This window comes from Hoskinsella mucinilytica (genome assembly GCF_045223415.1).
Taxonomy (GTDB): domain Bacteria; phylum Bacillota_I; class Bacilli_A; order Erysipelotrichales; family Erysipelotrichaceae; genus Hoskinsella; species Hoskinsella mucinilytica.
On sequence record NZ_JBEQZJ010000072.1, the window covers coordinates 1 to 10,054 of the forward strand.

Consider the following 10,054-nt stretch of genomic DNA (forward strand, 5'->3'; position numbering starts at 1 on the left):
CTTAGGTTGATATTTCTTTACATAATTACAGAAAGCTTTCGATGCGGTATGTTTACCGGCTTTCACTTCAATTGGGGTGATGCTACCATTATAATATATGATAAAATCAATTTCCGCAGATTGGCTAGGCTCATAGTAAAAACATTTTTTTTGATTTCTTTTAAAAATCTGAGCTGCGATATTTTCATACAAGGCTCCTTTATAAATGCCGAGTTCCCCTTGTATGATTTTTTGAATATCCCCATCATTTAGTTGTGAAATAAGCAATCCTGTATCTGCCATATATACTTTGAAAACAGCAAGTTCTATTTCTTTTTCAAGTGGTTCATCAATATGAGCAATGCGATTTACTTTTAAGATAAGACCACTATCTTCCAGCCATTTTAAACTACTGTCATAGTAGCGTGCATTGTAACCTTTTTTTATTACACTATATTGAAACTTTTTATTTTCTTTTGCTAATTGAACGGGAATTGAAGTAAAGCATTCTCTAGCTTTCATCTTATCTGATGCCAAAGCATATTTTGCCATATCATTCATATAATCATTAACGATTCTTCGCTGAACAATTAAGGTTTCTTTCATCGATTTTGTTTTTATATATGTTTTCACTACTTCTGGCATTCCTCCGACAACCATATAGGTAGTGAATAACTCATTCATTTTTTCATGTAAGATTTCTGGAATTGCTTCTTGTTGCTGAATGGTGCGATTGATCTTATTTATGATGGTTTTATCTATGCCATACGCAGAAAGAAATTCAAGAAAGCTCATTGGATACATATCCCATGTTTCAACATAACCAACAGGATAGGATGTGGTTTTTGCAATGACAACTCCAAGCATACTGCTGGAACATATGATATCACAAGGAAAGTTTTCCTTCATGAACTTCAAAGTTGTAATCGCATCAGGACATGCCTGTATTTCATCCATAAAAAATAATGTTTGTTTGTTAAATGGAATATTCATATATTCTATTTGTAGATATTCTAATATATCTTTTGGATTATGTGTTCTTTGAAACAATTTAATATAGTTTAAATCTTTTTCGAAGTTTATTTCAATGAGATTTTCGTAATTTTGTTTTGCAAACTCACGAATAGTCGTGGTTTTTCCTACTTGGCGTGCTCCTTTAATGATCAATGGTTTCTTGTCTGATTGTTGTTTCCATGCCATCAAACTATTTTCAATCAATCTTCTCATATTATTTTCCACCTTTTCTACTATATTCACTGTGATTAGTATATACCAATGTATAAAAATATGCAATGGTGCATAAAAATATCGATATAAATATGCAATCGAACATATTTTTAAGCGTAAAAATATGCATATGAGTAAAAAGAATTGCTTGGTGAAATTAGAGAGAATCTGCAATTTATTTATGATGCTATAGAAAATGAAAAAATGTCAGGCTGAAATAGCTTGACATTTTTGATTACGATATCTGTCATGTTTTATTTATCGAATGCCGGATTATATTGATAATAGTTACAGCAATCGAGTTGATCTTGAACATAAGATAGAGCTTCACCAAAACGTTGGAAATGTATAATTTCACGCTCCCTCAGAAATGTTAAAGGTTGAATGACTTCGGGATCTGTTGCGGCTCTTAAGAGATTGTCATAAGTGACTCTTGCCTTTTGTTCAGCAGCCATGTCTTCCACAAGATCGGCAATCGGATCCCCTTTTGATTGAAAGTAAGCAGCTGTAAATGCTGCACCACTTGCGGCTTGAGGCCATATACCAGTTGTATGATCAACATAGTAAACATCAAAACCGTTTGCCTTAATTTCTTCCATAGATAAATTTCTAGTTAATTGATAAACGATAGCAGAAACCATCTCAAGATGAGCAAGTTCTTCAGTTCCGATATCAGTTAACATTGCACGAACACGATTATAAGGCATTGCATATCGTTGATTTAGATAACGCATAGAAGCACTTAACTCACCATCAGGACCACCGATTTGAGAAATGACGATCTTCGCAAAACCTGGATCCGGTCTTGTAATATTGACTGGAAATTGTAATTTTTTTTCATAATTCCACATAAATTAAACCCCACTTTCCCATGGCCATGGACCATTGATATATTGCCAATCATCACTATCATTTGTTCGATTGGTCAAAGGAGTGAAACAGCGCTCATATTCTTCTACTGCCTGTTGATAAAGATGTTGAAACTTCTTATAATACATCATAGCTTGTTTATCTTTTGGATGTGAATTCAGATATAAGATAGCCTCCTGCAAAGCAAAATCATACATCTGAATTTCTTTTTTTAGTTGTGACTCATTCATAATATGCACCTATGGTTGAAACGGTTTGTTTAAATCACAAAAAACCGTTCCAAGATAAAATCCATCCTCTAAAGGCATGGGGTCTGACCAGCGTTGCATTGGTACATATGTCATACCAACACTTTGTTTAGGGCGATTGCTTTTTTGGTCATTATGGTAGCAGGAATCTTCATACCATTGTGCATCATCATATTCATATATCATGATATCCCTCTTTTCGTTCGAGCAAGATATTGCTCACTTCAGTTTATGATAAGAAAAGAAGCCTGTTTAGGCTTCCTATAAGGGTTGATATTAGATGTTATCTTACTTATTGTTTAAGAAAATGGATGATATCTTTCCAAGGTTTTACTTCTGTTATCAGATCAGCATGACTTTCTTTTTCATATACAATGGTATTTGGTTCTTCATCAAAACTTTCGATAAGCTTTTGTGTTAGCTGTATAGGAACGATACTATCTGCTGTTGAGGAAAGAATCAATGTATCGCAAGAAATTTGCTTTACATATGCATCGCTTGGTAAAGGATAACGAATCAAATAGGTCAAAGGACCATAAAAGATAGGAAAATAGGTGTTGAAAAGATCTTGTCCATTATTATAAGGAGCAATCAAAACAAATTTATCGGGGGGATTGTTTGCGGCAACATAGCTTGCTATTCCAGTTCCTATGCTATAGCCGATGATATCTATTTTCTTATCCGGAAAGGTTTCTTTCACATATTTGATCACATCATCTGCCATCTGAAAGATAGATGCTTGAGATAATGAACCAGTGCTTTCACCATAGGAGGGATAATCAATGCTTAAAAATGATATGTGCTCCATGGAATCAAAAATACCTAGCTCATCAAATTCAAGAAAAGTACTTGCTGTATTTTGTGCATTACCACCGAAATAAACGATGATCGTATCATCTTGCTCATCACTTTTCAACCATCCTTTGTATTGATTCTGAATGGTTATCGCTTTGAATTTTTGTTGATGTGTTAAGGTTTGACTATCCTGTTCGCTTTTGTTTGGGAAGAAGATGACATATTCTTGTGCTATGTAAACTGTCACAGAAAGAATGATGAGCATTACACAAAGAAAACCAATAAATTGGCGAAGTACAATAAAACGAATAGCACCTCTTTTTTGTAAATGTTGATATTTTTTTACGATAAAAACTTCTATCAAAAATTGATTATCTTTTCATAAGTTGTCAAATGTCTGTATAGCCTGTATTTACGGGCGTTACGGGCATTTTTCATATCGGAAGATACTTTGCATATGCTGGCATATCCCAGCGTGTTTTGGCAGCCAAAAGTAGTAAAAGTGTAGTAAACTCTGCCTTTACTACTAGGCACATAACCTGTCCATTTCAGCTTTAGCAGAAGCAGAAGAACCATGTGCGTAATACCCAAGCGTCATCGTGATGTTGGCGTGTCCCATAAGATACTGCAAAGTGTTTGGGTTCATGCCCTTGTTTGCCATATTCGTACAGAACGTGTGTCTGAATGTATGTGGCGTTACATTTGGCAATGCTGCCTCATGGCACTTGTTATACTTCTTGACAAGTCCTCTTACCATACTCTCATAGTTGCAAGCTACCTTTGGCAACCCGTCATTGTTGAGAAACAGAAAATCTCTGTAGCTGTCAATAACGATAGGCTCTGCTTTCCCACGGCTTTTTACAATCCTCTTTAACGCCTGATAGACATTCTCTGTCATTGGAATCTCTCTGTCACCGTTTTTGGTTTTCGGAAGCTCAATGTAGTACCCGATATCACTATCTCTTAATAGCTGGTGGTCTACATGGATTATCCTGTTTGGAAAGTCCAAGTCAAACTTGGTCAGTCCGCAAAGTTCAGAGATACGAAGCCCCGTTCCCAGCAGCACTATGATTTCATCACGGTACTTCTTATAGGTCTTGTCCTGTTCCATAAAGGAAAGACAGTCGGCTTCCTGTTCCAATGATAAAGCAGTCTTTGGTTCTGTATCATCTTCAAGAACCATATTCAATGCAAAATCAAAAGGATTCTTTCTGATACAGTCGTCCTGTATCGCCGTGTAGAATGACGCTTTAAGGGAACGCTTGAAATTGCTAATCGTCTTGTAGGCATAGCCATTGTCACTCATGCGGATAGCCCACTCTTTTGCATCGGACAGCTTCACACTGTCAATGCTTCTCATTCCCAGCGGGTCTTTTTCCAGAATGTCCATAAGGTACTTGCGACCTTTTACAGTATTTCGTTTCACATTCTTTCTGTGGCTGTTCTGCTTTGCATATAGCTGGCAGACCGACATTTTCTTTCCGATTGTGTCGATACCGTCGTTGAGGTCTTTTTGTATATCCTGTTCCTTTTCCCTCAATGAGATATCTTCACGCTTTCCTGCCGGTGTCCTGTCCGTCGGTACGAGCTTCCAAGCATAAGCAAATTGCGGTTTACCTAATGCGTCTGTATATTTGTATGCGTATCTTCCGTCTTTTCTCTGGCTCTCTCCAGTCTTTAAAATTCTTCCTTTGCTGTCACGTCTTTTTTCCATGAGGTTAAGCTCCTTTCAAAGTAGAAAGAGCCTTGATACGACATACATATATTATACCATATTTAAGGCTTTTTTTCATCATATAACGTCCAAGGAATCAATGATTTTTTCAAATTGTTTCCGCTTAATCTGGACACGGTTGCCGTTCATAATGACCCAGTTCGCACCCATGTTTTCCTCCGCAATCCGACGCAGCTTCTTTTCCCCGATACGGAAATATCTTGACGCTTCCTCAATGGTCAGCGTGTATTTTTCCCAGACAGGCACATCCGTATTGTTCATCATGTACCACCTCCTTCATGTATGTTTTTTTCAAGCAGACAGACGGCTTCGGAAAGCTCCGCTAGTATCTCAACTATTCTCATTCTTATGAGTGAACCGTATCATTAGGGCGTATCATTATTCTGTGAAAACAGGTCATGGCAGAACCACCTTTCCAAAGGTCGCTCTCGAAGCATTGCATGAATCGCTCACTTTCCATTCCATGAGGAAAGGTCATGGCGTGCAATCTCCGTCGGCTTGCTGTCATCACAAACGTATCTGTCTACTTTATTCAGTTTTCAAAGAGCATATACGGCTGCTTATCAGCCTATGAAAACCCATCACAGCTCTGAATGGATTTTCATAGAACGATAAGCGGAACTGGAAAGAGAGAAGTATCATGTTCCGCAGCTTTCTAGCTTGCTTCTATCTCAAATTCATAAATCATTTTTATGATTGCTTCTCTGATGCGTCCTTTCAGCTCCATGTCAACGGCGATATAGACATTGCCGTATTCATCATAGAGAGGGCGCAGGCTGCATTTTGATATGTAAGGGTCATAGAACTGCAATAGCTTTTCTATTGACCGTTCGCTGCCGTCAGCAGCAGAAGATATCAGGTAAAACGATGGCAGTGCAAATGCTTCATTCATGGCTTGGCTTTTCCTCCTCTAACATTTTTCTGATTTTATCAAGTGAACCTGTCCTGCTCTTATGGGAAGCGTTCCTTGTCATGTGGAACAGCTCACCGATTTCTGTATCGCTCATTTCAAGAAAATAGTACATCAGCAGGATGCTGCGCTTTTTCTCCGGCAGCTTTTTTAATGCGGATGCCAGCTTATCATCCAGCACACGGATGTCGATGCCGCAGACACTGAACGTGGTGCTGTCAGTGCCGTATTCATCCCATGTGCCCAGCTTATCTATGACAAGCTCCGGCAGTTCACAAAAGAGGGATTCCCGTTTGGAACGTCTGGACAGTTCTTTCTGATAGTTCAGGACAATCCCTTTCGTGACTTTCTTTAGCAGACAGTCAAACTGGCACTGTATGGTCTTTTGGAAGTCCGATGGTTTCATATTCACACCTCCTTTCCCTCTATGACTTGAAAAGCTGTATCTCTCTCTTTCCGCACCATATCTGTACAGCAAGGCGTGATTTGTGAACCATTTTCTAAAATTTGTGAAAATAATTTCAGGCACGAAAAAAAGCCTGACCGATATAATAAAACCGGCAGGCTCTGTTTCGCCATAACTTGCTAAAATTCGACTTTCTGTCGTTGTGAGGGTATGACCGTAAGCAAAATGCTGACCTATCCTCGTTTCCCTCTTTTTTCTCCCATCCTAACCCTCATCCCTTGTGCTCCATTCAAAGGGCTGCCTTTTCAGACAGCCCCATGACCTTTTATTCCTCTGTATCTTCCTTTCGCTTTTTCCCTTTCAATAGGGCGGCTGCTCCGGCTGCGGCTGCCATCAGCATTGCCCATAGTCCAGTTGTGGCTGTATCACCTGTCTGTACGGAATCGTTTTTCGTATCTTCTTTATCGGATGGATGGTTTTTATCCTTATCCGTATTTCCAGATGGCTTTTTATCATCCACTGTATAGGTCTTTGTTATCGTTCCGGTATAGTTGCCTTTAAACGTGATGGTTACTGTCACCTTGTTTCCATCCTGTGTCCTTGTCACGTCATAATCTGTACCCTGTACCAGAACCTTATCGCCGTCTTTGATTACCATATCATCCAGCTTCGTATCGGCAGTCATTTCCGGTACTTTTATCTGATTGCCTGTTTCTGCACTCTTTGGCTCTATCACAAAGGAAACGGCTTCACTTTCTGCACCCTCGTAATTGTCTGTGCCATCCACGACAGCTTTCACATACCATGTTCCGGCAGCGGTTGGAACGGTATCTGTGTACGTTCCATCCACCCTGTCACTGTACAGGAAGCGTGGCTGTCCGAAGCGGAATCCTGCACTGGCAGCAGAAGGTGCTGCACCATATGTCCAGCCATTCAGTGATAACGGTGCTGACTGTTCATTATCTGCCTTTGTTACAGTCACTGTGACTTTGATATCTGTCACGGTCTTATAATTGCTGTCATCCGGCGTATAGGTCAATGTAAATTCATTTGTACCTGCATTGCCAACATCTAGCGTCTGATCCGTCCATGTAAAACCTGCCGGAAGTGTGATATCCTTAAGGCTCTGTCCATAGACTGCCTGCAAGTCCGTTGGAACCGTGTAGACTGGCTCTGCCTGTGAAATGGTAAATTCCACAATGGTATCAAGTCCGGTATACTCTGTTGTTGCACTTACGCTGGCTTTCATATACCATATTCCTGCCGTGGCAGGTCTATCTGCCGTATAGGTTCCATTTCTGGTATCACTGTAGCTAATGACAACATCCCCATACGCTGCATCAGCAGTCGGTGTACTGGCTGTTTCATTGTATGTCCAGTTTTCAATCGCCGGTTCCACTGTCCAGCTATTCGCTGCCGCTGATACAATGACCGACAGCATACATTCTACATAGTGACCGGTACTGTCATAGCCTGTGACACCTGTATAATCATAATTCTTATCATCGACTGTGAAATGTGCAGGATAATCTGTTCCAGAAACCGTCAGCTTCTGTGTCCCGTCTGCCCATGCCCAGCCATCCGGCAGTGTAACACTGGATAAGTCCTCATCGTATACACCGCTTAGATTATCCGGCAGAGTCATCACCGGTGCATCTGCTTTGGCAATCGTAAATTCTACAGCACTGCTTTCTATGCCCTTGAAATTATCTGTACCGGTAACCGTGGCTTTCACATACCATGTACCGGCATCCGTTGGTACGTTTTCCGTATATGTGCCAGCTGCTTGATTACTGTAAGTATAGGATACGGAACCAAATGCAGCCACAGCCGCTGGTGTATTTGCAGCTTGTCCATATGTCCAGCCTGTAATCGCAAGTGTGCTCGTCCAGCTATTTGCTGCTTGTGAAATAGTAAATTCTACTGGTGTTGAGCTTGCTTTTTTGTAATTGTCATCCGCTGCGACGGTTGCGGTTACACGATATGTTCCGGCATCTGTTGGTGCAGATGAAATGCTTTCCCAGTCTGTAGCGTTCTTTTTCTTCTCCCAAGTATAAGTCACATTGCCTGTACTGCCTGCTTTGCTGACTGTTGGCGTATCTTTGACCGCACTTCCGTCATAGTCCTTATTTAAACTGTCTGTGACAGAAATCGTGCTGTCTGCCTTGGAAATGGTAAATTCTACTGGTGTTGAGCTTGCTTCTTCGTAATTGTTATCAGCTGCGATGGTTGCGGTTACACGATACGTTCCGGCATCTGTTGGTGCAGATGAAATGCTTTCCCATTCCGTAGCGTTTTTTTTCTTTTCCCAAGTATAAGTCACATTGCCTGTACTGCCTGATTTGCTGACTGTTGGCGTACTGTTGACAGCACTTCCATCATAGTCCTTATTTAAACTTTCTGTAACAGAAATCGTGCTGTCTACCTTGGAAATGGTAAATTCTACTGGTGTTGAGCTTGCTTTTTTGTAATTGTCATCCGCTGCGACAGTTGCGGTTACACGATACGTTCCGGCATCTGTTGGTGCAGCTGCTATGCTTTCCCATTCCGTAGCGTTCTTTTTCTTTTCCCAAGTATAAGTCACATTGCCTGTACTGCCTGATTTGCTGACTGTTGGCGTATTGTTGACAGCACTTCCGTCATAGTCCTTATCTAAACTTTCTGTGACAGAAATTGTGCTGTCTGCCTTGGAAATGGTAAATTCTACTGGTGTTGAGCTTGCTTTTTTGTAATCGTCATCCGCTGCGACGGTTGCGGTTACACGATACGTTCCGGCATCCGTTGGTGCAGATGCTATGCTTTCCCAATCCGTAGCGTTCTTTTTCTTCTCCCAAGTGTAGGTTACTATACCTGTACTGCCTGTCTTGCTGACTGTTGGTGTATCATTGACCGCACTTCCGTCATAGGTCTTGTCCAGCGTTTCCGTAACAGTAATGCTGCTTTCTGCTTTTAGCCCAGTAAGGTTTAGTGTTACCGTCAAAGTCTTATTTTCACCTTTTGCTGTACCACAGTCATATTCATAGACAATCGGTGTGCCTGCTGTATAATTGCTGACGACACCTGTTGATGATTCATAAGATGCGCCGCTTATGATAGAAACCTTGTCCTTGTCGATACCTGTAATTTTATCTGTAATGGTAAATGTGTCTTCTGTGACTTCCAACTCCATTGTTCTGGTCGTTGGCATAGTTACTGTTAATCCCGCATTTGTTCCCAGATTCAGATAAGCAAGTGGAGTAAAGGAACAATGCAATGATTGTAAATTGGCATTGTTGCTGACATCCAGACTGCTGATGCCCGTGCTACTGCAATACAATTCTGTTAAATTAGTATTTTTGCTGACATCCAGACTGGTAATACCCGTGTTGTTGCAATACAATTCTGTTAAATTAGTATTTTTGCTGACATCCAGACTGCTGATGCCCGTGATGTTGCAATACAAGGTTGTTAAATTAGTATTGTTGCTGACATCCAGACTGCTGATGCCCGTGCTGTTGCACTCCAATTTTTTTAAAGCAGAAGCACCATTGACAGTCAAAGTTGTCAGTGATGCATTGCTGTTGCAATACAATTCTGTTAAATTAGCATTGCTGCTGACATTCAGACTGCTGATGCCCGTTTCTTGGCAATACAAGGTTGTTAAATTAACATTGCTGCTGACATCCAGACTGCTGATTCCCGTGCTGTAGCAATCCAAGGTTGTTAAAGCAGAAGCACCATTGACAGTCAAAGTTGTCAGTGCTGTATTGCTGTAGCAATTCAAGGTTGTTAAATTGGCATTGCTGCTGACATCCAGACTACTGATACCCGTGCTGGAGCAAGACAAGTATGTTAAATTAGCATTTCTGCTGACATCCAGACTGCTGATGCCCGTGCTGGAGCAA

Annotated in this window: 10 protein-coding genes; all 10 read right to left on the bottom strand. The window is 40.6% G+C overall.

The window, feature by feature from the left end:
• A partial coding sequence (locus UGRO018_RS16970; protein ID WP_416327700.1) for an ATP-binding protein occupies nt 1-1,206 on the bottom strand: 1,206 nt, incomplete at its 3' end.
• A 254-nt stretch (nt 1,207-1,460) separates the two neighbouring features.
• Nucleotides 1,461-2,057, bottom strand: coding sequence for a manganese catalase family protein (locus UGRO018_RS16975; protein WP_416327701.1), 597 nt, complete (start codon nt 2,055-2,057; stop codon nt 1,461-1,463).
• A gap of 3 nt (nt 2,058-2,060) precedes the next feature.
• Nucleotides 2,061-2,306 carry a spore coat protein CotJB gene (locus UGRO018_RS16980; RefSeq protein WP_416327702.1) on the bottom strand — a complete coding sequence of 82 codons (246 nt, stop codon included), beginning with the start codon at nt 2,304-2,306 and terminating at the stop codon, nt 2,061-2,063.
• Nucleotides 2,307-2,315: 9 nt separating this feature from the next.
• A complete protein-coding gene (locus tag UGRO018_RS16985; protein ID WP_416327703.1) occupies nt 2,316-2,510 on the bottom strand; it encodes a spore coat associated protein CotJA in 195 nt (64 codons plus the stop codon).
• A gap of 106 nt (nt 2,511-2,616) precedes the next feature.
• Nucleotides 2,617-3,483, bottom strand: coding sequence for an alpha/beta hydrolase (locus UGRO018_RS16990; RefSeq protein WP_416327704.1), 867 nt, complete (start codon nt 3,481-3,483; stop codon nt 2,617-2,619).
• Nucleotides 3,484-3,645: 162 nt separating this feature from the next.
• The gene (locus tag UGRO018_RS16995; RefSeq protein ID WP_416327705.1) at nt 3,646-4,833 is read right to left on the bottom strand and encodes a tyrosine-type recombinase/integrase; all 1,188 of its coding nucleotides are present in this window, start codon (nt 4,831-4,833) and stop codon (nt 3,646-3,648) included.
• Between the two features lie 78 nt (nt 4,834-4,911).
• Nucleotides 4,912-5,115 (bottom strand): excisionase, encoded by a 204-nt coding sequence (locus UGRO018_RS17000; protein ID WP_416327708.1) that lies wholly within the window; start codon nt 5,113-5,115, stop codon nt 4,912-4,914.
• 394 nt (nt 5,116-5,509) lie between these two features.
• Nucleotides 5,510-5,746 (bottom strand): helix-turn-helix domain-containing protein, encoded by a 237-nt coding sequence (locus UGRO018_RS17005; RefSeq protein ID WP_028043065.1) that lies wholly within the window; start codon nt 5,744-5,746, stop codon nt 5,510-5,512.
• Nucleotides 5,739-6,170 (bottom strand): RNA polymerase sigma factor, encoded by a 432-nt coding sequence (locus UGRO018_RS17010; protein WP_416327706.1) that lies wholly within the window; start codon nt 6,168-6,170, stop codon nt 5,739-5,741. The genes UGRO018_RS17005 and UGRO018_RS17010 overlap by 8 nt, the downstream gene beginning before the upstream one ends.
• A gap of 325 nt (nt 6,171-6,495) precedes the next feature.
• Nucleotides 6,496-10,054 (bottom strand): MBG domain-containing protein (locus UGRO018_RS17015; protein WP_416327707.1); only part of this gene is annotated, 3,559 nt, incomplete at its 5' end.